Here is a 25,054-nt window from a genome sequence, read left to right as displayed (position 1 = left end):
TGCGATTCCTCTCCTGGTCCAGCCCCGGCGGTCGGCTTGGCGCTCGGCACCTTAGCTGCCGCTGTTCGCGGATGGGTTTGGCTGGCCCGAACGGCAGTCAGCCAGCGGCTGAATGGACAAACACCGTGGCAAGTTCGCCAGCAGCTCGCCACCGCGCCGCCGCGCCTGCCCGAACATCGCCTGAGAGACGGTGGCGAAAAAGCCCTTAAAAACGGCCATTTCGCCGCTTCGTCTGGCAATATTGTTCTCGTAGCAGAAGTCTAATGAGACTTGGATTTGCAGGCTTGGGGCTCATGGGACTTCCCATGGCGATCAACCTCCGCCGGGCGGGCGTTGACCTCACCGTGTTCAACAGGTCTGCGGAGCCTTGCGGAAGGCTGCAGGGGCTGGGCGCGTCCGTGGCCTCCTCCGCGGACGCGCTGTTCGGCGACTGCGACGCGGTCATCCTGATGCTCCCCGACGACAGGGCCACGGACAGTGTGCTGGGGCGAGGAGGACCGAGCTTCGGCGCCCGTGTCCGGGGGAGGCTCGTCATCAACATGGGCACCCACGCCCCGGCCTACTCGGAAGCTCTCGACGAAGACGTGCGCTCGGCTGGCGGCGTCTTCGTGGAAGCTCCGGTTTCGGGTTCGCGTGCGCCTGCCGAGACGGGCGACCTGCTCGCGATGGTGGCTGGTGCTCCCGAGGGGGTAACCCGTGCCCGAACCATAGTGCAGCCGATGTGCCGCAAGATCATCGTGCTAGGGGCGCCCCCTTCCGCCATGAAGATGAAGATGGCTGTCAACCACTATCTCATCACCACAGTGGCGGCGCTGGGCGAGGCGATGAACATGGCGAGGAGGTCCGGCCTCGACCTCGAACTCTACAGGCAAGTGCTGGAGCTGAGTCCGCTTCGAAGCGACGTGGCCGCACAGAAGTCGCGCAAGATGGTGACGGGCGACCTCTCCCCTCAGGCTTCGATCAGGGATGTCGTTAAGAACGGCGGGCTCGTCGCCGCGACGGCCGCTGCCGCTGGCGCCGCCGCGCCGCTGCTAGATTGGAGCGTCCACCTGTTCCGGAGCGTGCTGGAGAGGGACTGCGGCGAACTGGACATGGCGGCCGTCCTGCGCGCGTTCGACCATCCAGAGGATGCCATGTTGGAGACGCTGGGCCGCGAGCCGGCTGAGCTTGCGGACGAGAAGAGTGCTAGGGTCCGGGAGGAGGATGAGGCTTCATGATAAGAACGACGATCTTGGCTCTCGAGGGGGCCCTCGCTTCAAGCGTGACCATCACTGTCGACGTGCTCGCGATGGCCAACCACAGGTGCCATGCGGCCGGGAGGCCGGCAGCGTTCGACGTCAGACTGGTGGGATCTGGTGCGGATCTGTTCCGCCCATTCCTGGCCTTCCCCGAGGCACGGCATGAGCTGCCCGAGTTGTTCATCATACCGGCTCAGGGGCTCTCGAAGGCAAGCTGCTACCGGGACCGGCTTGCCGAGCCCGACGCCGAGGAGGCGCGCGACCTTATACGCTCGGCGAACGAGGCCGGAGCGCACGTCACGAGCTCGTGCACGGGCACCCTGCTCCTCGCCAGCGCCGGGCTCATCGCTGGTCGCCGCGCGACCACGGCGTGGTGGCTCGCTCCCGTTTTCCGGGAAATGTTCCCGGCTGTGCGCCTGGACACGTCCGAGCTCGTGCTGACGGACGGCCAGTTCACCACCGCTGGTGCCGCGATGGCGCAGATGGATCTCACGGTTGGGCTGGTGGCACGATATGCGGGCGGCGAGGTCGCGGAAGGCTGCGCCCGCAGGATGATCCTCGACGAGCGCCGCTCCCAGGTTCCGTACATGGCGGTGGGTCTGCTGGCAGCCTCCAGCGAGAGCGTGGCACGGGCCGCTGCCTGGGCTCGCCCGCGGCTGGGCGAGCCGATCGGTGTGAGTGACATTGCCGCAGCGGTCGGTCAGTCCTCCCGCACGTTCGCTCGGCGCGTGGCGGCCGCGACCGGGCTTTCACCGATCCAGTTCCTTCAGCAGCTGCGGGTCGAACGCGCGATCGAGCTGATCGAGACGACCGCGCTGCCCTTCGAGGAGATCGCCTACAGGGTGGGCTACTCCGATCCTTCGACGCTGCGGATCCTCATCAGGCGCGGAGCGGGACTGGGGCCCCGGGACCTGCGCGCCCGGGCGAGATCCAATCCTCGGCACAGGCTGCCGCCACCGCCAGGCATGGCGCTCTCCGCCTGAACCGACTGTGGCGGATCAGCCCCGCTTTTTGCCCGGTAAGCCGCTGGAGGTCACGCAGCTGCGCGGACACATCTAGATGGTGTCCGCGCTCCCACCCGTTGCACCCGCCGAGGCGCCTTTTTCACGCGTGAGCGCCGGAACCTTCGTGGCCCACCAGTCGGCCGAAGGCCCGTGGTCGCCGGGCTATTGCCATGGGGGAGCGCCGGCCGCCCTTGCGGTGCATGTCGCCGGCTCATTGCCATCTCCGACGAGGATGGGCGTTGCCCGTGTGACGGTCGACCTGATGCGGCCCGTTCCCACGGGGGAGCTCGTCGTCGGGACGCGCATCGTTCGCGAGGGGAAGAAGGTTCAGCTCATCGACGTCGAGATCCGCGCTGGAGACCTCCAGGTGGCCCGCGCCTCGGTTCTGCGGCTGAGGTGGGAGGATCAGCATGCGGTCGCCGAGACGCCACCCATCGAACTCCCCGGGGCTCGAAGCGGGACTCCCACCCATCCACCGACCGGCGTGGGCTTCTCGCAGCTCTTCGACATGAAGGCGGTCGAAGGGAGCTTCGAGGCGCTGGGTCCCGCGGCCGTCTGGTTCCGGATGGATGCTGCGTTGGTAGCGGATGAGGACACGCTTCCGGCCGCACGGGCAGTAGCTTGCGCGGACTTCGCGAACGGTATCGCGAGCGTCCTTCCTTTCGATGCGTGGTCCTACCCCAGCACGGACCTGACCGTCTCCTTCATCCGGGAACCCGTCGGGAGAGACATCCTTGTGGATGCGGAATGCTGGGCTGGACCGGACGGACGCGGGATCACGCAGGCCCGGCTGGGGGATGCGCTCGGCTGGTTCGGACGATCGATGCAGACGACGATCTTCGAGCGCCGCCGCTGATGCCGGTGCGGTCCGCGGCAGCACCAGGTTCGATAGGCCCGTCGCGCCAGTAGAAGAGGACAAGATGACTGAAGCCCAGGGAGCGCTCACGCGCGAGGACATGCTCAGGCACGCATCCGAGTGGATCGACGCCTGGAACAGGCGTGACCTCGATGCGGTGCTGGCGGGCTATTCAAAGCATGCCTCGTTCCGCAGTCCAGTGGCCGCCCTCGTGACCGGGTCACCCCTTGTCGAGGGCAGGGCTGCGCTGGAAGGCTACTGGCGTGCCGGTCTGTCAAGGCTGCAGTCGCTGCGCTTCGACCTCCTTCAGGCGATCTGCGATCCGGACGGTCAGACCATGGTCGTCCACTACCTTGCCTCGCTGGACGGGCCACCGAAGCGCGCATGCGAGATCTTCAGGTTCGAGGCCGGTGTGAAGATCTATGGCGAGGCGCTCTATGGGGATGACGTCGCGGGCGCCCTTCGCCGCGACTGAACACGGCTCCCGCTAGGCTCTCGGAGGGAAGATGTTCCGTTACACCTACCACACTGTCGACGTCTTCACCGATCGGCGGTTCGGAGGCAATCCGCTCGCCGTCTTTCCGGATGCTACAGGGCTGGACCCGGCGACGATGCAGGCTCTGGCCGCTGAGCTGAATTACTCTGAGACGACATTCGTCCTCCGCCCAGAGAACGAGGCCAACACTGCCCGCGTCAGGATTTTCAACCGCACGTCGGAGATGGCGTTCGCGGGACATCCAAACGTGGGAACGGCTTTCGTGCTCGCCCGGCTGGGGCACGTAGCGGGAGGGCGGATGTCCTTCGAACAGCCGGCTGGTATCGTGGAGGTCCGGCTACTTGTCGGGGAGGGCGCAGTTTGCGGGGCCGAGATCGACGCACCCCAGCCCCTGCAGGTCCTCGGCGAACTCCCGCCGAGCAGTATCGCGGACTGCCTGTCGATTGACGCGAAGCACGTCGTCCTGGCTGCTCACCCGCCGGTCCGGGCCACTGTGGGCATCGAGTTCGTGCTGGTCGAAGTGACGATGGAGGCCCTCACGCGTGCGGCGCCTGACCTGATCGCCTACCGCCGCTTGGCGTCGTCCACGAACCTGGGCGGCCGCCTCTCCATCCTCCCCTATGCGCGGCTCGGGGATGCTGGCGTCCGGGCGAGGATGTTCGCTCCTCTGGCAGGGACGTGGGAGGATCCCGCCACGGGCAGCGCCCACGCGGCTCTCGCGGCCTTGCAGCTGTCGCGGTCGGAGCCGGAAGCTCTCTCCTACGAGGCCATTCAGGGTGTCGAGATGGGTAGGCCAAGCCGCCTGCTTCTGTCGGCTCGCCGGAGCGGCGGCGCCGTCCGCGCCAGCGTAGGCGGCGGGTGCGTCAGTGTCTTCACAGGGACGATCGACCTCTGAGCGCCACTACGACGCCCGGGCTTTCGACGCCCGACATGGCCCTTGCCATCGCCGTGGTCACCGTCTGGGGGACCAACTTCGTCATCGTTCACGAAGCGCTGCAGCAGTTCCCACCGCTAACGTTCGGAGCCCTGCGCTTTCTGATTGCGTCCGTGCCGCTACTTGTCTTCGTCCGGCCTCCCCTCATGCCGCCGCTCTCCATCGTTGCCTATGCCGTGCTCGTCGGTGCTGGTCAGTTCGGTCTTCTCGCCCTTGCACTGGATGGCCGCATCTCGCCCGGCACGGCGTCCTTCCTCCTGCAGACGCAGGCGTTCTTCACGATCGGCCTGGCCGTGCTGATCGTCGGCGAGCGGGTGACGCTGCGTAGCGTCGTGGCCTTGGCGGTGTGCCTCTTCGGCGTGCTCATCGTCGCGCTGAACGTCGGTGCCGATGCAAGCGCGGCCGGCGTCGTCCTGGTGATCGGTTCGGCGCTGAGTTGGGCGGGAGGGAACGTCATCGTGAAGTCCGCGGGAGCCGTTTGCATGTTTTCCCTGGTTGTCTGGAGCAGCCTCATCGCCGCTCCAGTCCTGATGGCGGGGGCCCTTCTCCTGGAAGGTCCGGACCAGATCGTGGGCCGGCTCGGAAGTGTGACGCTCGCAGGGTGGCTCGCCTTGCTGTGGCAGGCCATTGGCAATGTCCTGTTCGGCTATGGCGCCTGGAACATTCTCCTGTCTCGTTATCCGGCAGCGATGATCGCGCCATTGACGCTGATGGTCCCCGTCATCGGAATGGCCTGTTCGAGCTGGTATCTGAAGGAGCGGATGCCGGCCTGGAAGTTGACGGCTGCGATCCTCATCGTCGGTGGCCTCGCGCTCAACTCACTCAGACCGGTTGCGGTGCGGCCGAACTGAAGCGAACCTCGCCCGCGAAAACCGGCCAGACCTCTGGCGAGAGCGCCCCGATGAATGGCCCAAACGCTACTGGCTGCTCTCTGGCGACATCGGCCAATCTGAGCCCAGACAGGAGCGGCCGCGCGTTCGGCCGCACACCCGTCGCCACACAGCCGAATAGGTGGGAGCTCCATGCTGAGATCGATTCCATTGCTGATCCTGATCGCCGGTGCGCCGGCGCCCGCGATGCCGACCGACTCCCGGGCAGCGACCAGGGTGACCATCGAATGGAAGCACGGTGCCAAGGAGAAGCTGGTCGCGGATGACTCGCTTTGGCGCTGCACCGGGTCGACCTGCACCGGCCGTGTCGTCGATCGGGCTCGCTCCCGCCTCCGAGCCTGTCGACAACTGGCTCGAGCCGGAGGGAGGATTGTCTCGTTCGAGACAGCAAGCGGAGCTCTGTCGTCGAACGAGCTCGCCGCGTGCAACGACGTCCTGCAGCGATAGATCAACAAGGGGAGGACGGTCCGATGTCACCTTCAAGGGACCCGTTCTCGGGACGGAGTTCGCCAGAAGCCACGGTCTTGGAAGATGGCCAGCCTTCAACGCGTCCTCCTGCACTTTGTCCCGGCGTTAGCCACGTCCGGCTTGGCCATGCGCCAAGCTCACGATGAGACCTGAGGCTGGGTAGGAGGAGGATCCCTGTCTTGGAGGTGCTCTGTCCTACCAAGGAAGGCTCCCGCAGGACGCCCGCGCAGGCGGATCGCTGATGAGCGGTCAGCCGATCGATGATGTGGCGGTTGTTAAGACACGAAGGTGGGTTCGATCCTCACGGAGAAGTTGACGGATCGCGCGATGAAGCATTTCGCGTGGGCCCGCTCGTGGATGTCCCGCGCCATGGCCTCGTCGTCGCCGGTGGCGAGCCTCACCTCAGGACGCAGGACGACGAAAGTGAACTGACCGGCCCCGTCGCTCTCCTCGCGCATCTCCCCGCGCGCCTGATCTCTGTAGGCCGTCACACACACGCCCGCCTGCGCGCAGAGGGCTAGGAACCAGAGCTTGTGGCAGGCCGCCAGTGAGGCGACCAGCAGTTCCTCGGGGTTCCAGCGCGTCGCATCTCCGCGGAATGATCGGTCGGACGATCCCGGGATCATGGGCTTGCCGGGCGCCGTTATGGAGTGGGACCGGTCGTAGCCGCGATAGTCCCGAGTGCCTGAGCCTAAGTTGCCGGTCCATGCGAGGTTGACGCGGTATTCATGAAACCTCTCCTTCATGGATCTGACCTCCTGTTGCGCTGGCGGGAGCTTAGGCAGCCGCGGGTAGGGATATGGGGGCAGGACGCCTCCACAGGATGAAGATCAGGGCGACCAGCAGCGCTAGGATGCCGCCCAGGAGGAATGCCGATGCGTAGTCACCCGACAGGTGCCTGATCACGCCGGCACCGATGGCTGCCGTCGCCGCGCCGGCCTGGTGCCCCGTGAAGATCCACCCGTAGATGATCGGACCGTCGGACTCCCCGAAGTGCGCGTTCAGGAGCTTGAGCGTGGGGGGAACCGTCGCGATCCAATCGAGCCCGAAGAAGATCAGGAAGAGAATGACGCTGAGACCTCCGAGGTCAAGGAACGGCAGCGCTAGGAGTGAGAGTCCTCTAAGGCCGAAGTAGGCAAACAGAAGCTTGCGCGGATCGTACCGATCGCTGAGCCATCCCGACGCAGTGGCACCCACGATGTCGAAGATGCCCATGAAGGCGAGCCAGGATGCGGCTACCACCGGGGCGATGCCGTGGTCTCCGCAGAAGGCGATCAGGTGGGTGCCGACGAGGCCGTTGGTGGTGAGTCCGCAGACGAAGAAGCCGCCGAACAGCAGCCAGAATGCGGAATCGCGCCAGGCGCTCCTCAGCACGCGGACCGCTACGAAGTTGCGGCCGACGTGAGATGGGCTCGGCGGCTCGGCGCCGGGTGCTTCTCCATAGCGGCCAAGCCGGAGATTCTCCGGTCTCTCGCGGACGAACAGCCAGACCAGTGGGATCAGAGCCGCCATGACGATGGTGACGGTCCAGACTACCGGCCGCCAGTCGCCCGCCTCGCTCAGCTTGGCCATGGCCGGCAGGAAGATCAGGGATCCGGTGGCAGTGCTGGCGGTGAGCACGCCCATGACCAGTCCCTGTCGCCTCGCGAACCAGCGGTTCACGACGGCTGCAGCGAGGACCCCCGCCACCGCGCCACTCCCGATGCCCGATACCAGCCCCCAGGTAAGCAGGTATTGCCACGGCTCCGTCATGAACAGGCTGGCGAAGGTGGATGATCCCATCAGCGCGAGGCCGGCGAGAAGGACCCGCTTGATCCCGTATGCCTGCATCAAGGCGGCCGCGAACGGGCCGACCAGCCCGTTAACGAGGATCCCGACTCCGGCGCCTGCGGAGACGGTTGTCCGGTCCCATCCAAAGGAAAGCTCGAGCGGCAGGATCAGGACGCCAGGCGCTGCGCGCAGACCGGCTGCCGCCAGCAGCGACATGAAGACCAGGACCAGAACAACGAAGGCGTAGTGGAGCCGGGCGGGCGAGCGACCCGGCTGAAGGGCTCCCCTGGTCAACCGCTTTGACTCCTCGTTCATAGCGCCGGCAAGTTCTCTGGTGGCGCGGGCGCACCGCTTCGCTCAACTGAGCGTTAATTTGATGCTCGCCCAGCGTCACATCTGACTTTGATCAGGGCTTCCCCGCCAACTCGCGACGCTGTGACGAGCGGCAGGGCCTCAGGTCTCAGGTGGTCCAATCAAGGCTGGCCGCTCAGCTGCTTGTAAAGTTCGAATGCGCTGCGTTCGACCCAGCACTCGGCAAGGCGGCCCGACTCGACGCGCCAGATCGCGATTCCCGTGAAGGCAAGCGGCCGCTGGTCTGCGGGCAAACCATAGATGCCATTGTTGAAGCCGCGGGTGATCCACCTGGAGACGACCCTGTCGCCCGCACTGTTCATGAAGACTTCGAGATGCTCGTTGGTGGCGTCTCTGATTTGCTGCTGCATGCCGGCAACCCAGCTCTTGAACGCCGCTCTGCCCACGATTTCACGGCCGGCCGTGGTGATGCGGTAATCCTCGGTCATCAACTCGTCGATCGCGTTCAGGTCGTGGGGCGGAGCCCAGACCCTTCGGAAGAATTCTCTCGCTAGATGGTCACCGGTCGGCGTGATCATGACATTCCTCACAGTGTGATCTGTTTCCTTCTGGAGGCGGGACGGGCAGTCGCTTGCATCCCGGAGTCCATCAGGCGTGGCTTCTCACCGCTCTGTGGTCACGGGCGCAGATGCCACGAAACCGGGATCGCCCTGTTTGAACCAGGCTCGGCGGATTCTGCCGCTTACGACTTCGTAGATGCCGAGGACTTCGAGCGTGCAGAGCCCTTCAGGCAGGTTGCGTGTCACCCGCTCGCGATCGACCACGAGCCCGGCCACGCCCAGGCGGCTGATCAATACGGCGTGGAGGTCCGGCTCCCGGAATCGCTCCACGTGCCGTGCGCGGATCTCCGGGCCGCCTGAGGCGATCAGGAGCGACGGCCAGGCGAAGATCTCGGCCTCGGCTGACCAGCACGCCATGAAGGCGTCGATGTCGCGCGCGTTGTACGCTTCGAGCTGCCGGGCCACGACCTCGGCCTCGTTTGACGACTGGCCGTCGATTTCCATGCTGATACTCCTGGAGGTCGCTGGGGACGTGGACGGCCGCTCCCTTGTCAACTCGGCCCGGACGCCGGTGAGGTCTGGGTGAGTTGACGGATCATCTGGACGCTGCGGGCAGGGGGAAGACCTGCCTGATCGCTTGCGTGGCGGCTGGATGATAGACGGTGGCGTGCTTTTCCATAGGGAAAGCCGTGTAGCTCCAGCGCAGGCCCACATCGGGATTGCCGCCGAGGGCTGCGGTGAGGCGGTCCATCCCGGCCTGCATCGAGCCGCCTTCATCAGCCATCGACAGCCACAGGATCCGTTCTGGCTGTCGCCGCGTCCTGAGCAGCGCAGTAGCGTCGCTGGCAAGGCGCTGGCGATCCCACCAGAGGCTCGGGCTGACCGCGATATACCGGTCGAATGCTGCGCCATGCAGCAAGGCGGTCTCGACGACGAAGAGCCCAGCGAGCGACTCGCCAATCAACCCGTCGGTTCCGTCTGTGCGGTAGGCCGCTTCGATCCGGGGCTTCAGCTCCTGGACCAGGAACCGGCGGAAGTCCTCCGCCTTGCCATGGCTGGGGAAATCCTTCTGCTCCGAAGGATCGGAGGAGGGAGATGTAAACTCCGCCTTGCGGTCTTTGCTCTCGATGCCGACCACGATCATGGGTGCGTTTGCGCCCCATATGCCGCCCTGGTTCACTAGCGACGCGATGTGGAAGAAGTCCTGCCACCCTGTCCCACCATCGAGGAGGTAGAGGACCGGGTAGCGGGCTTGGCTCTGCTTAGGGTCGTCATATCCTTCCGGAACGAGGATGTTGACGCGCCTCGTGTCCTGCAGAGCGGCTGATTGCACCTGGAAGGTTCGCCCGAAGACGATCGGCTGCCCCGCGTCCCTGGCCAGCCGGTCGACCGCGAGGGCTGGTGACGCGGCGAGCACCAGGCCAGCCAGTAGCAGTCGCACCGTCCAAGTCATGTTGATCCTAGACTTCTGAAATGAACCGTATCAAGCGCCTGATGCGAGCCGCGTAAGCTCGTTGCCAGCGGTGTTTACGCCAGCGAACGAGCGTTTCCCGCCAATCGGCTGGCAGACCGGCGGCACGCGGAACACCTGGGCTGCGGCTTGTCTATTGAGCTGCATGGGCTGGCCCGCGCACCGATGCTGAAGCCGCGGCGGCGAAGCGTCACGGCGAAGACGGACGGTTTCACTACTCGCCCGGCAGAATCGCCAAGCTATGGGTTCAGGCGGTCAGCCCTGGAGCGGACCTGAGGAGAGGCCCTGCCGGTCTATCGAGTATACGACGTGCAGGACGTTCGCCCCTTCCATCTCTACATCGACCACTCGAGAAGTGAGGCTGGCGCCGATCTTCTCGACTGCCCTTCGCGAACGCAGGTTGTGCTCGCCGATCATGAAGATCACCTTCTGGAAGTGGCGGAGAGCATGCCGGACCATCAGGCGTTTGGCCGTAAAATTCGTCTGCCCGCCCCACTCCGAGCGCGCCAGGAAGGTCCACCCGACCTCGATCTCGCCGTTTTCAGCCCTCGTGCGATCGAACCGGGAGGAGCCAAGTATCTCGCCTGTGGCGCTTCTCGTTATCGCGAGCGCTCCGCCACTCCGGAGAGCGTCTTCGAAGAAGACGCGAAACACAGGCTCCCTCCACCGGTCGCGGGCTGGATGGAGCTCCCAGATCAGCGGGTCGGACGCCACAGAGTAGATCCCCTCCCAGTCACTCGCCTTCAGAGGCCTGAGAGTGACTTCACCTTCACTTAGCGTGGGCTGAAGATCGATTGTGACCATTCCGGAGGACTATCAAAGGCAGATCGCAGATCAAGGTTATCGGGGACCGTATTCGGTGTGGAGCTTAGCGGCCCCTGCGTCCGGTGCGACCGAGAGCTGAGTCCCTGATATGGTGGTCGTGGCGCAGCTTTGCTTCGTTCCCCGTGATTAAGCGCCTTGCTGCCGCTCGAGGGGTCGCAAAGGTCGAGCAGAGAGGATTCTTAACGGAAATATCTTGCCGCCGAAAGCATCGGAAATCCGCGGGCTTTCAGGATCGCCCAAGGCCGAATGTGGCACATCTGTGCTACAGTCCAGTGTGCATAGCCCGCCCGCCGGCAGCTTGCTGCGGCCGCAACGCGCCCATTTCGGCCATAGAGTGCACGCATCGCTAATGACCGCATTCGGGCCGTAAGCGGATGGTCCGCTTTGCATTCGGTGGAGCGGGGAAGCGGACGTTGCCGCAGGCGGGGTCCTACTTCCAGATTGAGGTCTTAGCGGACACCCAGAGGGCCTGCGGGCAAAGTGCGGAGGTAAGTAGCAATTGCCTTGACGGTCCTTGAGGAGGCTTCGTGTTCCTCTCGGCTGCGAGGCCCCAGACCCATAAGCTCGTCTGGGTACCCAAGTCTTTCCAAGATAGGGGGCTCACCGCCCGCGGCCGCGGAGAATCCAGCTATGGGAACGTATTCGACAAGGTCCTGGAAACCAGCAGCCCGCAGAGTGGCGCCCACCACAGTCCGGAGTTATGGTGCCGCCGACCTCGTGGGTCTGGAACCCTTCCTATTCCAGGGCGCAGCATCAAAGAGCGGCTCGGAGCTCAGAGGAAACTTAACATGGCGAGAACAGCTACAATAGCGCGCAAGCTCAAGATAATGATCTCGAGCCAATGTCGGCGTCAATTCCCGAAGGGCGGACGGACGCTGACTGAAATCCGGCAGGAAATTCGCGACCGCCTAGAAAAAGCCACCTTGCTTGGCGAACGGCTCTTCGAGATATGGATAAACGAGGACGCGCCCGCCGCAGGGCTGGACGAGAACAGCTGGGAAAAATGCCTGACCCAGGCACGCCAAGCCGACATCCTTATAGTCCTTGATGCCGGCCATGCCGGATGGGCCCGAGCCGGCGGCGACATCGGCATTTGCCATGCCGAGTTGATGACTGCTTACAACGCCCAGCCGGGTAAGGTCCGAATCATTCCGATCCGCGGCAGCGAGCCGCTGGGTGATGAGGACGCTCCGCGAAACCTCCGGTTCGAGGAATATGTCGAACGCCTCAACGCCTTCGCTCCGCCCGTCCGATCCGAAGCCGATCTTCACACCGCAGTCGACCGTGCGGTGATCGACGCCGTTAGTTCGCTCACACACCTCGGTGTCCGGGAGATCCGCAAGGGGCGCTATCATTCCGGGGATGCGCTCGAATGGAGCAAGCTCAGCTTCGCCGAACGCCAGGAGCGGATGGTCGCCGCGCTGGAGAGCGGCCTCACCGAAAGCGGAGGAAAGCAGTTCGAGACTGCCGTCATATCCACGTCGCTCGGCGGCAAAGACGTGGCTTTCCACCTCCATGCAGCGCCCGCGGCGCTTACTCTTAGCCGCGAGCGCGTCGGCCGGCCATTTCTCGAAGATCACCGACTCGTTCAGGGGTATGCCAAGGAAGTCGCTGGCCCAGTCCACATTATCGCCTGCCAGTCGGGCGCGACAGAAACACAGGCACGCACGATCCTGGGCTTTCCCGACGCCATGGTCGTCTCGGCGCCATTCGGCATCTTCGTCGCCGACGAAACCCAGCAGATCCAGTTCGCCCTGCTGAAAGATTGCCGCGACGATACGACGACCCGGCACGCCGTCCATCGCTTCCTGGACTGGCTTCGGGAGGCTGGCGAGGAAGAGGCGCTGGCGAGGCGGGCCGAAAAGCGACGCAAAATCGCCAACGCGATCGCGGCGGAGCTCTGAAGAGCCCCGCCGCGACCTGTGGATGAAGGGTGGAGTTGAGCGGCCGAGCGACCGCGTCGGCTAGGTGCTGTCGACTACCCGGGCCGCCGGCGCGACCCGCTTAGCGGCGTTGATGCCGTTCTGCGCGCCCGCCTTGCTGGCGTAGACCTCGGAGTGGCACAGCGTCTCGTTGTTGCCGCCCTGGAGCGTCCAGAAGAAGCCGCCCCCCTTCGCGTTCTTGATCTCGAACATAGTCAATGGCCCTCCTTGGGCCGATGCTTTGAACGAGAGCCGGCCATTCCGGCTCTCTACTCCGTCAATCGCGGCATGGGTCGGCTACCGGGAACGGCAGTCGAGATTTTTTGCGGGCGAGAGGCCGGTGGCGAACGAGCGGCAGACTCTTTAAGCACGCGCCAGCAAGAGAATCGGTCAGGACAAGTAATTTGATTAGGCCGCTCCAAAAAAGAACCGACGACGGCAAGGGCGAATTGTATTCGCGCCGATCGGAGGTCGAGGCCGAGATCACGGCTCTCGCGTCTCTACCGCGCGACGAGCTGATCAAGCGGTGCGCGGTGCGAAGCCGTCGCGACCCGAGCTACGTCCGCAGCGAGACCATCCTCTACTTCCTTCGCAGCACCCGCGGCGATAACTCCTCTGCACTCTTCGATCGGCTTTTCCACATCCTCAGCGCCCGTATCACGGCCGCACTGCCCCGCGTCGACAGCCTCGACGGAAAGACCAGCAGCGCGACGAACAGCGAGATCCGCGACGCTGTTTACGGCCGCTTCGAAGAGCTGCTCGCCTGCGACCGCCAAGGCTACGAGGAGGGGCTCGACTTCTTCGAAGTTATGTTCGACGCCGCTATTTCGAAGCTCAAGATCGCCGCCGAGCGGAAAGCCTGGCGCGACGAAAATCGCTACGTTTCAATCGAGTTCGACCCTGAGACGAACGAACCCTCGAGGAAGGTTGAAGAGGCGTATCTGGAATTTAAGCACAAAGTGGATATAAGTTTCGACGATCCGGATTTCCGGTCACGGCTCAACGCTGCGATTGACACCCTACCAAAGGAACAAATCGGGGTCATTCACATGCTGTTGCAGGATTTCCAAATGCATTCCAAGGATCCGGAGGTCATGACGATCGCCAAGGCCCTTGATTGCGATGAGAAGACTGTCCGTAATCGGCGGGATCGCGCTGTCAAAACGCTGCGCGCCATGCTCTTCCCTGGAGACGACCGGTGACGAGCACTCCAGCCATGCGGCCCCTAGAAGATGTGCTGGAGGCTTTCGCCTTAGAGAGCGTCAATGACCGCGCCACCTTAGAACGATACCTACGCGATCACCCGGCTTACGCTGCAGAGCTCGTAGATATGTCGCGTGAGCTCAGCAGAGAGCCACCAGCAGAAGCGCCGGTTCCAACTCCGGAAGAAGAGGAGCTTATCGAAGCTGCTTGGAACCGACTTTCCAAAGCGGCCTCCTCACCCACGACCAATCCATTTTCGTCAGTAACGTCCGCGGAACTGAAGGCCCTCGCCCAAAGCTTCGGCGTCCCAAAGCTGTTCTTTGTCGCCATACAAGAACGACGGGTCCGTCCGGAAACCTTCCCAGAGCGCTTTATCCGTCTGACATGCGCCGGTCTCAACAGGCCAATAAGCGATTTCAAACGCTGGATTGCATTACCAGGCCCAGTTGCTTCAGCCAGTGCCTACAAAGCGGACGAGAAACCCACGGGCGGGCAGCAGGTGAGCTTCGAAGCGCTACTCCTCGAGTTCGAACTAGACAAACCGACCTGCAGGCGCCTGCTGGAAGACGACGACTGATGGACGCCGTCGAGCTCGCTCGGCAGGCTGCCGCCCAGCTCCACAACGAACTTGTCCAAGCAGGAAACAATCCCTCCGATCCGTATGCATTTGCGGTAGCGGAGGCTTTGCGCCGCGATATCGAGGTAACTGGCCTCTCTCCAGGCGCCACCATGCTGGAAGGCGCCCGCGCGCGGCTGGGTGCGGCCGGGAACGATCGCTTCATCGTCCATGAGAATATCGGATCGACTTTCGAGCAAGCATTCCTAGTCGCCCACGAGCTCGGTCACGCTCACCTCGGCGATGACCCCTTGGGTGAGACCGTGCCGGCCATCGACCCGGTTCGTAGCTCGGAGCCCGCGCCGATCGGCTTTGATCGCGTGGTCGACTACGGTCGCCGCCAACGGCGCGAGATCCAGATGGATCTTTTCGCTCGCGAATTCCTGCTCCCCCGGCACGTCGTTCGCAGGCTCCACGTCGAAGAGGGACAAACTGCGAGCGACCTGGCAACGCGTTTCGCAGCGGCTTTCGACGTCGTGGCGCAGCAATTGTTCGACGCTCTCCTTCTCCCCGAGTTGCGACCAACTGTCGAGCGGCCTCGCCCGGACAGGCCGCTCAACCCGGAGCAAGCAGCGGCTGCCAGTCATCGAGGCAGACCGTATTTGCTCGAGGCGGGCCCGGGGACGGGCAAGACCCAGACGCTGGTCGGCCGGGTCGAAAGCCTTCTTCGTGACACACCCGCGATCGATCCACGCCGAATCCTCCTGCTTACCTTCTCAAACAAGGCCGCCGGCGAGATGGCCGAGCGGATCGCGAGAAAGAATCCCGAGGCCGCCGCGGCGATGTGGATCGGGACCTTCCATGCGTTCGGACTCGACGTCATCCGGCGATTCCACGCCGAGCTTGGCCTCATCAAAGATCCGCGGATGATGGACCGGACCGAGGCGGTCGAGTTGCTCGAGAACGAGTTCCCGAAGCTCCAACTGGTCCACTACCGCAACCTCTATGATCCCACCCAGCAAATCGCTGACATTCTCTCAGCCATTTCGCGCGCAAAGGACGAAGTCGTCGGGCCGTCCCGCTACGCTGAGCTTGCCGAAGCGATGCGCGCGGACGCGACGACAGATGAAGAGATCGAAGCCGCGGAGCGCGCGCTCGAGGTGGCAAAGGTCTATGCTCGCTACGAGGAGCTCAAAGCCGCCGCCAAAGCCGTCGATTTCGGAGACTTGGTGTCGCTGCCCGTGCAGCTTCTCGAGAGCCGCCCCGAGATCAAAGAACACCTTCAGCAGCAATATGATCACGTCCTCGTGGACGAATACCAGGACGTCAATCACAGCAGCATCCGGCTCGTCTCTGCGCTTCGACCCGAGGGTCGCAATCTCTGGGCCGTCGGCGACGCGAAGCAATCGATCTACCGATTTCGCGGGGCGTCCTCGCTCAGCATGCCGCGGTTTGATACCGAGGATTTTCCTGGAGCCGACCGCAAGCCGCTCAAAATCAACTATCGCTCCGTTGAGGAAGTCGTCGAAGCCTATTCCGCGTTTGCGGCCGCCGACATGATTGCGGCCACTCCCGGATCTACCCACCTTGAGGCGGACAGAGGTCCCGGAGGACACCTTCCAGAGTTTCTGACAGTCGAACAAGCCGAACAGCAGAGCGTCGCCCTTGCCGAGACGATCGAGGCGATGAAGGAGGCCGGCCACAGCTATCGGGACCAAGCAATTCTCTGCACGAGCAACGATAAGCTCTCCCGGATCGGCCAGGATTTGGAGCGGCTCGGTATCCCGGTCCTGTTCCTCGGCAGCCTGTTCGAGCGCGAAGAGGTCAAAGACCTCTTGGCACTCCTGTCCATCTTAACCGACGGGCGGGCGATGGGGCTCGTGCGCATCGGCTGCTGGCCGGATTTTCGCATGTCGATCGGCGACGTCGCGGCGGTGCTCGACTACCTCCGCGCGGGTGATGCGGTACCTCTCCAATGGCGAGAAGAGATCGACAACATTCCCGGCCTCACTGAGGAGGGTCGGCAGGCCTTGCGCAACCTATCCCTGGCCCTGACCGGCTTCGACTCCTCGTCGCAGCCATGGGACGTGCTCGCATCCATTCTTCTAGACCGCAGCCGCGCAGCGGCCGCCATTTCCTCCTCTGGCGCCATCATCGATCGAGCTCGCGGGATCGCCATCTGGCAATTCCTCAACTTTGTCCGCGCCCAGCCGCCGGCTCGCGGACTACCGATTACACGTCTGCTCGACCGTGTCCGTAGGCTCGTGCGCCTGATGGACGAACGAGACCTCAGGCAGATCCCCGCCGCCGCGCAAGGCTTGGATGCCGTTCGCCTAATGACCATCCATGGCGCGAAGGGCCTTGAGTTCCCGGTCGTGCACCTGACGGGCATGAACGCGGACTCTATGCCAGGCTGGCGTCAGCCGCCAGCGTGTCTCCCGCCGGCAGGAATGATCGTGGGCGCCGAAGGCACTCCGCTCGAGTTCTTCAAGCGCGGCCAAGCCGAGGAGCAAGAATGTCTCTTCTACGTGGCTCTCTCCCGCGCCAAGGATCGCCTGTTCCTCTACGCGCCCACCAAGAATGCCGCGGGCTCAAAGCGAGCAACATCGCCGTTCATCGACCGCTTAGGCTCCAAGATTTCGAAGCACGATATTATCGTCGCTCGCGAGTTGCCTCCCGGCCCCGGCGCGGCCGATCTCATTCTAGAAATCGACGGCGGTCTCAGGTTCAGCGGATCAGAAATTTCCTTATACGACAGCTGCGCCCGACGCTTCTTCTACACCTATATCCTGAGGATCGGCGGCAGGCGGGCGATGACCCCCTTCATGCACATGCATGAGGCCGTCAGGCGGGTTACCGAGGCAATCACCAAGGATCCCAATCTGGTCGGATGCGACGCCGACGTCGACAAGCTCGTCGTGGACACCTGCAACGAAGGAGAACTCGCCGACGACGGCTATGCGGCGGACTATCATGAGCTGGCGAAGGCGATGGTCCGCTACTTCCTCTCGAGCCGGGAAGGTCACGCCCCGGAGACGCCAAAGGCGCTCCGTATCGCTTTCGGCGCCGAAGAGATCTACGTGCGGCCGGACGACGTCCTGGTCGACGCCGAAGGGACCCGCAGGCTTCGCCGCATCCGCACAGGGCACCGGCGATCGGCTGAGGAGGAAGATGTGGGAGCGGCCGCCTTTATCCTCGCCGCCCAGGAGGCCTTTCCCGGCGCAGTCGTCGAGCTCGTCCACCTCTCGGATGAGAGCATCCTGCCGCTGGGGATGTCGCCCAAGAAGCTCGATGGCAGGCGGACGAAGCTGACGAAGTTTCTCTCCCAGATCCGAAGCGGGCGTTTTCCGGCCGACCCCTCATACCGGACCTGTCCTGGCTGCCCGGCTTTCTTCATCTGCGGAACGACTCCGCCCGGAACCCTCCACAGAAAATTCTGAGTCGCCTTTGCCGGTTCGGCGAGGTCGCTTCGATTGAGGTTTTGGAGCCCCGGAAGGCTCGACCTCGGACGAAGGACAGCGACAATGAAGCTCGAAGACAAGCCCAACAAGCCCGACAAGCCCGATCCGCCCAAGGGTTCGCCCGAGAAGAAGACCGTCACCATCAAGGTCGACGGCGTCGAGCGCGAGGTCCCGAAGGACAAGATGACGGCGGCCGACCTCAAGGCCCTGCTCGGCATCGACCCCTCCCAGGTCCTGGACGAGGTGGACGAGGACGGCACCTTCAAGCCGCTCGCCGACACCGACATCGTTAAGCTGCGGGACGGTCTCGTCCTCGTCAGCCATGGCCGCGGCGGGGGCTCCTCGTGAGCGGGTTTGAAGGCGAGATCGAGCAGCTCCGGGACGTTTGTCCCGGAGCCCAGGCATTGACCGAGGGAGGCTTGGCGTTCGCGTTCCTCCCGAAGCTCAGGTTCGTCTCCCGCGGAGGGACGGTCCAGCTCGACGCCCTGCTCGCGCCTCAGGGGCATAGCGGCTACGAGACGCGCCTCTTCCTCGAGCAGCAGCTTCCCGTCGGGGCAGCCTGGTATACCCAGCAAATCCTCGGCCGGACCTGGCACGCCATCTCCTGGCGCGGAGTTTCGCCTGGGCAGCCGTGGGCCCGGATCCTCGCCGAACAACTGAGGCCCTTGGCATGAAGACCGCCTTCCGCATCACCACCGGGCTGCTCGGCAAAATCCGGCACGATCTTCGACGTCCGCATCCCTTCGCCGCCGAACGCGTGGGCTTCATCTCCGCGCGGCCGGCAGTCGCCGGATCAACGGTCTCCATCATCGCTGCCGATTACCACCCCGTCGCTGACGACGATTACGAGAGAGACCGGCGGGTTGGCGCCATGATCGGCCCGACTGCCATTCGAAAGGCGCTGCAGGTCGCCTACCGCAGCAACGTCAGCATGTTCCACGTTCACATGCACGAGCACGCGGGCGCGCCTTGGTTCAGCCGGGTCGACCTGACCGAGTATCCGAAGTTCGTGCCGGACTTCTTTAACGTCCAAGGAGGCCTGCCGCACGGCGCCATCCTCCTCAGCCACGATGAAATCATCGGTCTCCTCTGGCCCGCAAAAGGGCGTCAGCCCCAGCTGCTCGATGAAGCCATCGAGGTCGGAGCACCGCTCCGCATTTTCAGGAGGCCATCATGAAGGACCAGTTCAGCCGGCAGAGCTTCCTCGGCGAGGGCAGCCAAGAGAGGCTGACTCGGCTCCGGATCGGCGTCTGCGGGCTCGGCGGCGGGGGGTCCCATGTCGTCCAGCAGCTCGCCCATGTCGGAGTTGGGAATCCCGTCATCTGCGACCCAGACATCGCCAAGGACGTGAACCTCAACCGCCTGATCGGGGCGACCGTTGTCGACGTGCACAACGAACGGGCAAAGACGGAGATCAGCGAACGCCTGGTGCGAGGCCTCCTACCGGAGGCGGAGATCGTGCTGATCCCCGACAAGTGGCAGATGCAGGCCGAGCTGCTGCGCTCGTGCCACATAATCTTCGGCTGCCTCGACGGCTATGGCGAGCGCGCGCAGCTCGAGGCCTTCTGCCGGCGCTTCCTCATCCCGCTCATCGATATCGGGATGGACGTCCATGAGCTGGAAAATAGCTACGTCATCAGCGGCCAGGTCATCCTCTCCATGCCCGGAGAGCATTGCATGCGCTGCTACGGCTTCATCACCGACGCGAAGCTCGAGGAGGAGGCGCGTCTCTACGGCGCCGCCGGCGTCAAGCCCCAGGTCGTATGGCCAAACGGCGTCCTCGCCTCGACGGCCGTCGGTCTGGCGATCAACCTCGTATGCCCCTGGAGCGAGCCGGTCGGCAGCACGTACCTGGAATATGACGGCAACCGCCATACAGTGACCGTTAGCAATCGGCTCGCCGCCGTCGCTGGCCGGGCATGCAAGCACTACCACGCCGGCGACGTGGGCGATCCGTTCTTCGCTTTCGACCTAACGGTCGTCTGAACCCGGCGCCGGAACGGCTTCAGACGCGCCGCAACGGCACCTGAGCCAGGCGGCGCGCCGCGGCATATCTGTGATTGCATGGTGATGACACGGCGGACCTCACCGTGGCGGCGGAATCGCTCACCGCCCGGAAAAGCCATCAAAATGGGTGGTCGGGGCGACAGGATTCGAACCTGCGACCATCTGCTCCCAAAGCGGATACGCTTGCTGAAGGTCTGCTTACAAGAAGCGTGAGCCGGGGCCGCAATGGCTGCTATTGGCGCAGAGCGGAAGCTCAGGCTCCGCGATAGCTTGGCGAGAATGGGCGCTAAGCTGCCATCAAGTATCGTAAAAGGTGTTCGAACCCGCCTCGCTGCAGCGGTGAGCAAAAGGCAGCAGGAGGCGCTCTCGCAAGCGGGGAGGAGCTTCCTCGGGAGCAGAAGGCGCTCGGCGGCCAGCACGGCCGCGGGCAGGAGCGGGTGTCCAAGCAGGCGAAGGAGCGTTTCCGGGCGCTGCTGGTAGAGGCCTTCAACTGTGGTGTCGCGCAGCGGCTTGAGTGAGGTTCGAGGGTACGCTGCACTTGAGTGGACTGGCTCGGCCGCGCCCCTAGACTTGCCTATCATCGCTATGCCTGCAGCGGGAGCGGCATGTCCGGTGTCTCTCTCCTGCTACGGAATCAGAACTGAGGACGATTTCTGCTGCGTCGCGGCCAGGCCTGAACGAGTCGTCGGGATGCCAGTCTGTCTCCAGTGCTGCTTCCGGGATCATAATCCCGGGCAGCGGTCCTGAGCCAGCTTTGCGCACCAACGCTCTTGATCCGCTGAGCTCGGGGACCCAGCGGCGCCCGGTGTGAGCGGGGCGAGGGGAACAGACCCACGTTTCGCTGCCCGCCATGAGCTCGGGTGTTGCTGGTTGGGATTTGAGAAGCTGAAGGCAGCGGGACGCAATGCGGCGCTGAGGAAATGGGCCTCGTTCACCGGCTGGCGATCCATGCCAGTATGTCGTGGCCAATGAGGGCGGTACGACCAGCCACAGGCTACTTTGCTGCGAGGCCCGCCTTATCTGGCCCGAAGGGAGCATTCTGGTTGGACGGGCTTCTGACTGCCTCTTTTGACAGGTGCTTGCCAACACTTTCATTTCGGCTCCATTTCTCGTTGACACCGCACTCCCGCCACACGGACAAGCGAAGGGCATCGCGGAATGGTTAGACCCGCCACCGCTTCGCAAGACTGACCACAGGTCGGTTCCGACACTTCAATCGGCGCCGAGAAGGTCCTGTAACCCAGCCTAAGGCCTTGGAGGGCGAGTGACGATCGAATGACTGAAGCAGCTTCGAACCTGGGGAGACTTCACGAGGCAAGCTCGGCAGCAGTGCACGCCACGCTCGAAAGCGGAGTGGCTGCGGAGATCGGTGAGGCTTACGCCTTTGTCACTGAGCTTGAGGCCTGGCGGGAGCCGCTAGCAGACCAACCAGAAGTCGTGCTGTTTGACACAGCCCACGGCGAGTATCTCATAGCCCTGCTCAATGCGGTGCAGGGTCAGTATCGCAATGCGTTCAAAGGGCTTCGGCTCGTGCTCGAGCTGCACCTCCAAGGTGTTCTGCTTTCCACTGACCTGCTGGCGTTGAAGGAGTGGCTAGGCAGCGGCCGACATACAATCTGGGCCCGCGTCGTCGATGACGATGGGGTGTTCGGCAACCGCATGATCAACGCTTTCTTCGCCACCTTCAGGGTGCCAGCGGCGCGGATGAGGGATAGTGCAAAGACGACGTACAGCGAGCTGTCGGAGTGCATTCACGGGAACGTGCCCGTGGCGATACCACTTCCCGAGGCCATCTGCTTCCATGAGCCTTCCGTGCGGCTGTGGCTTGAGAAGGCCAGAAGCGTGCGCCGGTTAACGCATTTCGCGTTCATGCTGCGCTACATCGGCGACATCGACGAGGCGGCGCGGCATCGCCTAGAGCCGGCGCTCGTCGATGTGCTCGGCGATATCGTAGAGGTGAGAAGCTTCTTCGGAGGTCGAACGGAGTGAGTGTGACGATAAACGGTGCCTCGGACTTCATCATCCGAACTGAGGATCTCCGCCCGGATGCCGCTCTCGCCTTGTATGTGCCAACTCCGCGCGACGAGGCTCTCATAACACTGCTTGCCTCGCAGACGCCACTAGTACTGGAAGGGAGCCGGGGCACTGGCAAGTCATTGCTGCTGCGGGTTTGCGAGCAGCGGCAGCTTCAGGTCTTCGCGAACGACAAGGTGCTGCCAGTCTACTTGAGCTTCGTGAAAAGCTCACTGATCGACACAGGGCGGCCCAACCAGTTCGTGCACTGGATGCTTGCTCGTCTTTCCGGCCAGATCGTTCGTACCATTCAGAAGAAGGGGCTTGGGCTGGGAGCTTCGCGGGCCCTCAGCGTTTTGACCGGTGGCACGGCGCAAGTGAGTGAAGGTGCGAGGACCCGCCTTGAGGAGGTCGCCGAGGCGTTCGAGCAATCCTACAAGCGACCAAGAGAGGCGATCGACGACACCGCGGTTCCGGAGATCGAGGACTTCCGCGACGCCGTCGAGGACATCTGCGACGATTTGGGCATAGAGCGCTTCAACATCCTGTTCGATGAAGCTGCCCATATCTTCCGTCCGGAGCAGCAGCGTCAGTTCTTCACCCTTTTCAGAGATCTTCGGTCCCCGCGCATGACCTGCAATGCCGCTGTCTATCCGGGAGTGACCGCCTACGGCAGCACTTTCGAGGGCACCCACGACGCACGGGTCGAGCAGTTGTCGAGGGAGATCGGCACACCAGCCTACTTTGAGCAGATGCGCGACATCGTCCTTCGGCAGGCCTCGCCTGAACTGGCGACGCGCATCAATGAGAATGGAGAGACCTTCAAGGCCCTCGCCTATGCAGTCTCTGGCAACCCTCGCATCCTGCTAAAAACGGTGGCTAAGGCGTCCCGGATGTCTACGGGTGCCATCAACGGCGTCATCAAGGAGTTCTTCCGCAACGAGGTCTGGGCCGAGCATAGCGGTCTGTCGGGCAGGTACCCAGGTCACAAGTCGCTGATCAACTGGGGCCGTCGCTTCGTGGAAACGGCCGTCATCCCAGAGGCCAAGAAGAAGAACGACGGCTGGCGCGAGCGCGGAGCTTCGGAACGAAGCAACGTGATCTGGGTGTCTCGGGATGCGCCAGAGGCGGCCAAGGAGGCTCTACGGCTCCTCACCTACACAGGAATCCTCAGCAAGGTGGATGATGGCATCAAGGGCACCGCAAGCCAGATAGGAAGCAGGTACTCGATAAACGTGGGTTGCCTGGTCGCCGAGGAGGCGAATCCGGTCGAGGTGATCCACGACCTGCGGCGCTACAACTCGATAAAGCGCTTCACCGAGTTCGGCGCGAGCAGGCGGGAGTTCGCCGAAATCTCGGAATCGGTCGGGAAGGACGTCGAAGCCGACATGTCGGTCGCTCTCGGCGAGCTGCTGACCCGCTCTGTCGACGATCTTGACCTGAGCGCGCATCAGCGACAGGCGCTGCGCTCGGTGGGAGTCGACACGATAGCGAAGGCGCTGAGCGCAACCGAACAGGACTTTCAGGCCGCCCGGTACATCGGACCTGTGCGCTCTCGTCAGATGAAGAACGTGGTCATGGCTGCGGCATTGGAGTATCTGTCCGGCTGACCTGCTTCGTTGGGCAGCGTTCGGCGCACGCGTAGCCAGGATCGTAGCCTCGTCACCCGGCGACGTGTTCCAGGACGATCCTCTCGCCCAGACCCGACTGCTCCCGATGCTGACGCTCCAGCTGGCGCTGTTTCGACCGGGGCGACATGCCGAATATGTCGGCCTTTCGCACGAGGCGCCGTAGCTTCAACCGGAAGTACACGTCCTGCTTGCGCAGATCGATCGACACCGACCTAGTGGACACGGGGAACGGCGGATCCCACTCTTCTAGCGGAAACAGGGTCAAGCGTTTCCGTAGGGGATCCAGGCGGACTAGGCACGGACCGTCGATCTCTCCCGAGAGATGGAAGGCGCAGCCGATATAGCACCGCAGCACCCCGGGCATGCTCTCGATGCGCTCCGCGTCCACCACGAGCCTCCCGTCCTCGTCGATGATGCCAACTCCGAGTTCGGCGGCAACTTCCATCGCCTGAGCAGTTCGCTTGGCATCGGCGAGTGCGTGCAGATATTCGAGCGCCTGCTCGCCGAGTTCTCGCTGGCTGCCAAAATGCGCACGGACATCGCGGATGATGGCCGGACTGGGCTGTGAGGCTGATCGCGTACGGTTGAGGATGCCGAGTGCGTGATGCACCAGCAGATCCTCTCGACGTGCCGCAGTCGCTGAGGAGAAGGCTTCCTCGTCAATCGCAACCTCTCGGCAGAGCTCCAAGGCCCGGGTGAAGGACACGCGCTCGTGGCTCAACTTCTCATGGCCGGTCGGCGTCAACTCCTCAGGATGGGGTAACCTGCCGCGGTCCATAGCGAAGGCCGCCATCTCCTCAATGACCGTGGCGATCCTTTCGTGAACTTCCGGTCGCGCAATGGCTGCCCGCCGCGGCCGCTCGACGCGGTAACCTGCCGTGGAGGAGCGACGGCTGCGGCGGCGCTGCAGTAGAAAATCCTGTTCGTCCTCGGGACAGCGGAAGGCGACGAAGATGCCGGGTGCGAGCGCCACCGGTTCAACGCCGGTCACCTGGGCGACGACTGCACGGAGCTCTGCATGTTGGAAGTACTTCTGGAAGGTGCCACGGGAGGTGAGGTAACCGTCACCATAGGGGCGCAAGCCGTCGACCGGAACCTGACCGATGATCATCGTCGAGACCGCCAGCAGCTTCCGAGAGAGCGACCAGGCGTTCCTCAGCGCCTCCAGTCGCTCGCCCGCATCTTCTATGACGTTGAGCACGAATCCGAGGTTGACGACGTCAGCGCTGACCTGGGGGACGTCCGGGGCGAAGTGCGGGTCCCATCCTGACGCGGTCACACCCGCGGCGGCCAAGGCGCGGAGATCGTCGCCTTGCCCGCAACCATAGTCGAAGACGGTTGCCTCGGGTCCTACCAGCCCATGGCGGACGAGAAGCGACATGGGCTGCGACAGGGTGTGCCGCACCATCGCCGTCTTATGTCTCTGCACTGTGCTCG

Annotated in this window: 26 protein-coding genes; 18 read left to right on the top strand and 8 right to left on the bottom strand. The window is 63.7% G+C overall.

The annotated features are described in order from the left end of the window. Positions 1-36 precede the first annotated feature (36 nt). From VGT77_RS04350 to VGT77_RS15590, 8 genes are all read left to right on the top strand, one after another. On the top strand, positions 37-264 hold the full coding sequence (locus VGT77_RS04350) for a hypothetical protein (protein ID WP_327459931.1): 228 nt from the start codon (positions 37-39) through the stop codon (positions 262-264). Further along, complete coding sequence (locus VGT77_RS04345) at positions 264-1,217, top strand: NAD(P)-dependent oxidoreductase (RefSeq protein ID WP_327459929.1); 954 nt, start codon at positions 264-266, stop codon at positions 1,215-1,217. Before VGT77_RS04350 ends, VGT77_RS04345 begins: the two co-directional genes overlap by 1 nt. A 44-nt stretch (positions 1,218-1,261) precedes the next feature. Further along, positions 1,262-2,221, top strand: coding sequence for a GlxA family transcriptional regulator (locus VGT77_RS04340; RefSeq protein WP_327459927.1), 960 nt, complete (start codon positions 1,262-1,264; stop codon positions 2,219-2,221). Between the two features lie 76 nt (positions 2,222-2,297). Further along, positions 2,298-3,098, top strand: a complete 801-nt coding sequence (locus VGT77_RS04335; RefSeq protein WP_327459925.1) for a thioesterase family protein — start codon at positions 2,298-2,300, stop codon at positions 3,096-3,098. A 64-nt stretch (positions 3,099-3,162) separates the two neighbouring features. Then, on the top strand, positions 3,163-3,573 hold the full coding sequence (locus tag VGT77_RS04330) for a nuclear transport factor 2 family protein (protein ID WP_327459923.1): 411 nt from the start codon (positions 3,163-3,165) through the stop codon (positions 3,571-3,573). A gap of 31 nt (positions 3,574-3,604) precedes the next feature. Then, complete coding sequence (locus tag VGT77_RS04325; protein WP_327459921.1) at positions 3,605-4,489, top strand: PhzF family phenazine biosynthesis protein; 885 nt, start codon at positions 3,605-3,607, stop codon at positions 4,487-4,489. A gap of 35 nt (positions 4,490-4,524) precedes the next feature. After that, positions 4,525-5,379 carry an EamA family transporter gene (locus VGT77_RS04320; protein WP_327459919.1) on the top strand — a complete coding sequence of 285 codons (855 nt, stop codon included), beginning with the start codon at positions 4,525-4,527 and terminating at the stop codon, positions 5,377-5,379. A gap of 171 nt (positions 5,380-5,550) precedes the next feature. Then, positions 5,551-5,865 carry a CC_3452 family protein gene (locus VGT77_RS15590; RefSeq protein WP_414713356.1) on the top strand — a complete coding sequence of 105 codons (315 nt, stop codon included), beginning with the start codon at positions 5,551-5,553 and terminating at the stop codon, positions 5,863-5,865. Between the two features lie 296 nt (positions 5,866-6,161). Here VGT77_RS15590 and VGT77_RS04315 read toward each other — a convergent pair whose 3' ends face one another. From VGT77_RS04315 to VGT77_RS04290, 6 genes are all read right to left on the bottom strand, one after another. After that, positions 6,162-6,632, bottom strand: coding sequence for an OsmC family protein (locus tag VGT77_RS04315; RefSeq protein ID WP_327459917.1), 471 nt, complete (start codon positions 6,630-6,632; stop codon positions 6,162-6,164). Between the two features lie 31 nt (positions 6,633-6,663). Next, complete coding sequence (locus tag VGT77_RS04310; RefSeq protein WP_327459915.1) at positions 6,664-7,950, bottom strand: MFS transporter; 1,287 nt, start codon at positions 7,948-7,950, stop codon at positions 6,664-6,666. Positions 7,951-8,129: 179 nt separating this feature from the next. Continuing rightward, positions 8,130-8,546 carry an ester cyclase gene (locus VGT77_RS04305; RefSeq protein ID WP_327459913.1) on the bottom strand — a complete coding sequence of 139 codons (417 nt, stop codon included), beginning with the start codon at positions 8,544-8,546 and terminating at the stop codon, positions 8,130-8,132. 84 nt (positions 8,547-8,630) lie between these two features. Further along, positions 8,631-9,032: a nuclear transport factor 2 family protein gene (locus tag VGT77_RS04300; protein WP_327459911.1), complete on the bottom strand. Its 402-nt coding sequence runs from the start codon at positions 9,030-9,032 to the stop codon at positions 8,631-8,633. Between the two features lie 91 nt (positions 9,033-9,123). After that, positions 9,124-9,981 carry an alpha/beta hydrolase gene (locus VGT77_RS04295; RefSeq protein ID WP_327459909.1) on the bottom strand — a complete coding sequence of 286 codons (858 nt, stop codon included), beginning with the start codon at positions 9,979-9,981 and terminating at the stop codon, positions 9,124-9,126. 273 nt (positions 9,982-10,254) lie between these two features. Continuing rightward, positions 10,255-10,803 (bottom strand): GNAT family N-acetyltransferase, encoded by a 549-nt coding sequence (locus VGT77_RS04290; RefSeq protein ID WP_327459907.1) that lies wholly within the window; start codon positions 10,801-10,803, stop codon positions 10,255-10,257. A 548-nt stretch (positions 10,804-11,351) separates the two neighbouring features. On the opposite strand from VGT77_RS04290, the gene VGT77_RS04285 reads away from it, so the two are divergent. Continuing rightward, positions 11,352-12,728, top strand: coding sequence for a hypothetical protein (locus VGT77_RS04285; protein WP_327459905.1), 1,377 nt, complete (start codon positions 11,352-11,354; stop codon positions 12,726-12,728). A 60-nt stretch (positions 12,729-12,788) separates the two neighbouring features. Here VGT77_RS04285 and VGT77_RS04280 read toward each other — a convergent pair whose 3' ends face one another. Then, positions 12,789-12,959 (bottom strand): YegP family protein, encoded by a 171-nt coding sequence (locus tag VGT77_RS04280; RefSeq protein WP_327459903.1) that lies wholly within the window; start codon positions 12,957-12,959, stop codon positions 12,789-12,791. 191 nt (positions 12,960-13,150) lie between these two features. On the opposite strand from VGT77_RS04280, the gene VGT77_RS04275 reads away from it, so the two are divergent. The 9 genes from VGT77_RS04275 to VGT77_RS04235 all read left to right on the top strand — a co-directional run bounded on the left by VGT77_RS04275 (position 13,151) and on the right by VGT77_RS04235 (position 23,596). Then, on the top strand, positions 13,151-13,948 hold the full coding sequence (locus VGT77_RS04275) for a DNA-binding response regulator (protein ID WP_327459901.1): 798 nt from the start codon (positions 13,151-13,153) through the stop codon (positions 13,946-13,948). Beyond that, positions 13,945-14,526, top strand: coding sequence for a hypothetical protein (locus tag VGT77_RS04270; protein WP_327460133.1), 582 nt, complete (start codon positions 13,945-13,947; stop codon positions 14,524-14,526). Before VGT77_RS04275 ends, VGT77_RS04270 begins: the two co-directional genes overlap by 4 nt. After that, a complete protein-coding gene (locus VGT77_RS04265) occupies positions 14,526-17,945 on the top strand; it encodes a UvrD-helicase domain-containing protein (protein WP_327460123.1) in 3,420 nt (1,139 codons plus the stop codon). The genes VGT77_RS04270 and VGT77_RS04265 overlap by 1 nt, the downstream gene beginning before the upstream one ends. A gap of 84 nt (positions 17,946-18,029) precedes the next feature. Then, positions 18,030-18,314 (top strand): multiubiquitin domain-containing protein, encoded by a 285-nt coding sequence (locus tag VGT77_RS04260; RefSeq protein WP_327459899.1) that lies wholly within the window; start codon positions 18,030-18,032, stop codon positions 18,312-18,314. Continuing rightward, complete coding sequence (locus VGT77_RS04255; protein ID WP_327459897.1) at positions 18,311-18,640, top strand: hypothetical protein; 330 nt, start codon at positions 18,311-18,313, stop codon at positions 18,638-18,640. Before VGT77_RS04260 ends, VGT77_RS04255 begins: the two co-directional genes overlap by 4 nt. Next, entirely contained in the window at positions 18,637-19,143 is a 507-nt protein-coding gene (locus tag VGT77_RS04250) for a hypothetical protein (protein WP_327459895.1), read from the top strand. The genes VGT77_RS04255 and VGT77_RS04250 overlap by 4 nt, the downstream gene beginning before the upstream one ends. Then, on the top strand, positions 19,140-19,952 hold the full coding sequence (locus VGT77_RS04245; protein ID WP_327459893.1) for a HesA/MoeB/ThiF family protein: 813 nt from the start codon (positions 19,140-19,142) through the stop codon (positions 19,950-19,952). The genes VGT77_RS04250 and VGT77_RS04245 overlap by 4 nt, the downstream gene beginning before the upstream one ends. 1,296 nt (positions 19,953-21,248) lie before the next feature. After that, positions 21,249-21,962, top strand: a complete 714-nt coding sequence (locus VGT77_RS04240; protein ID WP_327459891.1) for a hypothetical protein — start codon at positions 21,249-21,251, stop codon at positions 21,960-21,962. A 2-nt stretch (positions 21,963-21,964) separates the two neighbouring features. After that, positions 21,965-23,596, top strand: a complete 1,632-nt coding sequence (locus VGT77_RS04235; protein ID WP_327459889.1) for a hypothetical protein — start codon at positions 21,965-21,967, stop codon at positions 23,594-23,596. A 52-nt stretch (positions 23,597-23,648) separates the two neighbouring features. On the opposite strand, the gene VGT77_RS04230 is transcribed toward VGT77_RS04235, so the two are convergent. After that, positions 23,649-25,046: a DNA phosphorothioation-associated putative methyltransferase gene (locus VGT77_RS04230; RefSeq protein ID WP_327459887.1), complete on the bottom strand. Its 1,398-nt coding sequence runs from the start codon at positions 25,044-25,046 to the stop codon at positions 23,649-23,651. Positions 25,047-25,054 lie beyond the last annotated feature (8 nt).

Source organism: Sphingomonas sp. (genome assembly GCF_035944535.1).
GTDB lineage: Bacteria > Pseudomonadota > Alphaproteobacteria > Sphingomonadales > Sphingomonadaceae > Sphingomonas_B.
Note: the sequence above shows the minus strand (reverse complement) of the source record. Positions and strands in the feature narration are given on the sequence as shown.

Coding starts and splice junctions, on each gene's coding strand:
- VGT77_RS04345 (WP_327459929.1), top strand. CDS start 264: ATGAGACTTGGATTTGCAGGCTTGGGGCTCATGGGACTTCCCATGGCG.
- VGT77_RS04335 (WP_327459925.1), top strand. CDS start 2,298: ATGGTGTCCGCGCTCCCACCCGTTGCACCCGCCGAGGCGCCTTTTTCA.
- VGT77_RS04330 (WP_327459923.1), top strand. CDS start 3,163: ATGACTGAAGCCCAGGGAGCGCTCACGCGCGAGGACATGCTCAGGCAC.
- VGT77_RS04325 (WP_327459921.1), top strand. CDS start 3,605: ATGTTCCGTTACACCTACCACACTGTCGACGTCTTCACCGATCGGCGG.
- VGT77_RS04320 (WP_327459919.1), top strand. CDS start 4,525: ATGGCCCTTGCCATCGCCGTGGTCACCGTCTGGGGGACCAACTTCGTC.
- VGT77_RS15590 (WP_414713356.1), top strand. CDS start 5,551: ATGCTGAGATCGATTCCATTGCTGATCCTGATCGCCGGTGCGCCGGCG.
- VGT77_RS04315 (WP_327459917.1), bottom strand. CDS start 6,632: ATGAAGGAGAGGTTTCATGAATACCGCGTCAACCTCGCATGGACCGGC.
- VGT77_RS04305 (WP_327459913.1), bottom strand. CDS start 8,546: ATGATCACGCCGACCGGTGACCATCTAGCGAGAGAATTCTTCCGAAGG.
- VGT77_RS04300 (WP_327459911.1), bottom strand. CDS start 9,032: ATGGAAATCGACGGCCAGTCGTCAAACGAGGCCGAGGTCGTGGCCCGG.
- VGT77_RS04295 (WP_327459909.1), bottom strand. CDS start 9,981: ATGACTTGGACGGTGCGACTGCTACTGGCTGGCCTGGTGCTCGCCGCG.
- VGT77_RS04290 (WP_327459907.1), bottom strand. CDS start 10,803: ATGGTCACAATCGATCTTCAGCCCACGCTAAGTGAAGGTGAAGTCACT.
- VGT77_RS04280 (WP_327459903.1), bottom strand. CDS start 12,959: ATGTTCGAGATCAAGAACGCGAAGGGGGGCGGCTTCTTCTGGACGCTC.
- VGT77_RS04265 (WP_327460123.1), top strand. CDS start 14,526: ATGGACGCCGTCGAGCTCGCTCGGCAGGCTGCCGCCCAGCTCCACAAC.
- VGT77_RS04260 (WP_327459899.1), top strand. CDS start 18,030: ATGAAGCTCGAAGACAAGCCCAACAAGCCCGACAAGCCCGATCCGCCC.
- VGT77_RS04250 (WP_327459895.1), top strand. CDS start 18,637: ATGAAGACCGCCTTCCGCATCACCACCGGGCTGCTCGGCAAAATCCGG.
- VGT77_RS04245 (WP_327459893.1), top strand. CDS start 19,140: ATGAAGGACCAGTTCAGCCGGCAGAGCTTCCTCGGCGAGGGCAGCCAA.
- VGT77_RS04240 (WP_327459891.1), top strand. CDS start 21,249: ATGACTGAAGCAGCTTCGAACCTGGGGAGACTTCACGAGGCAAGCTCG.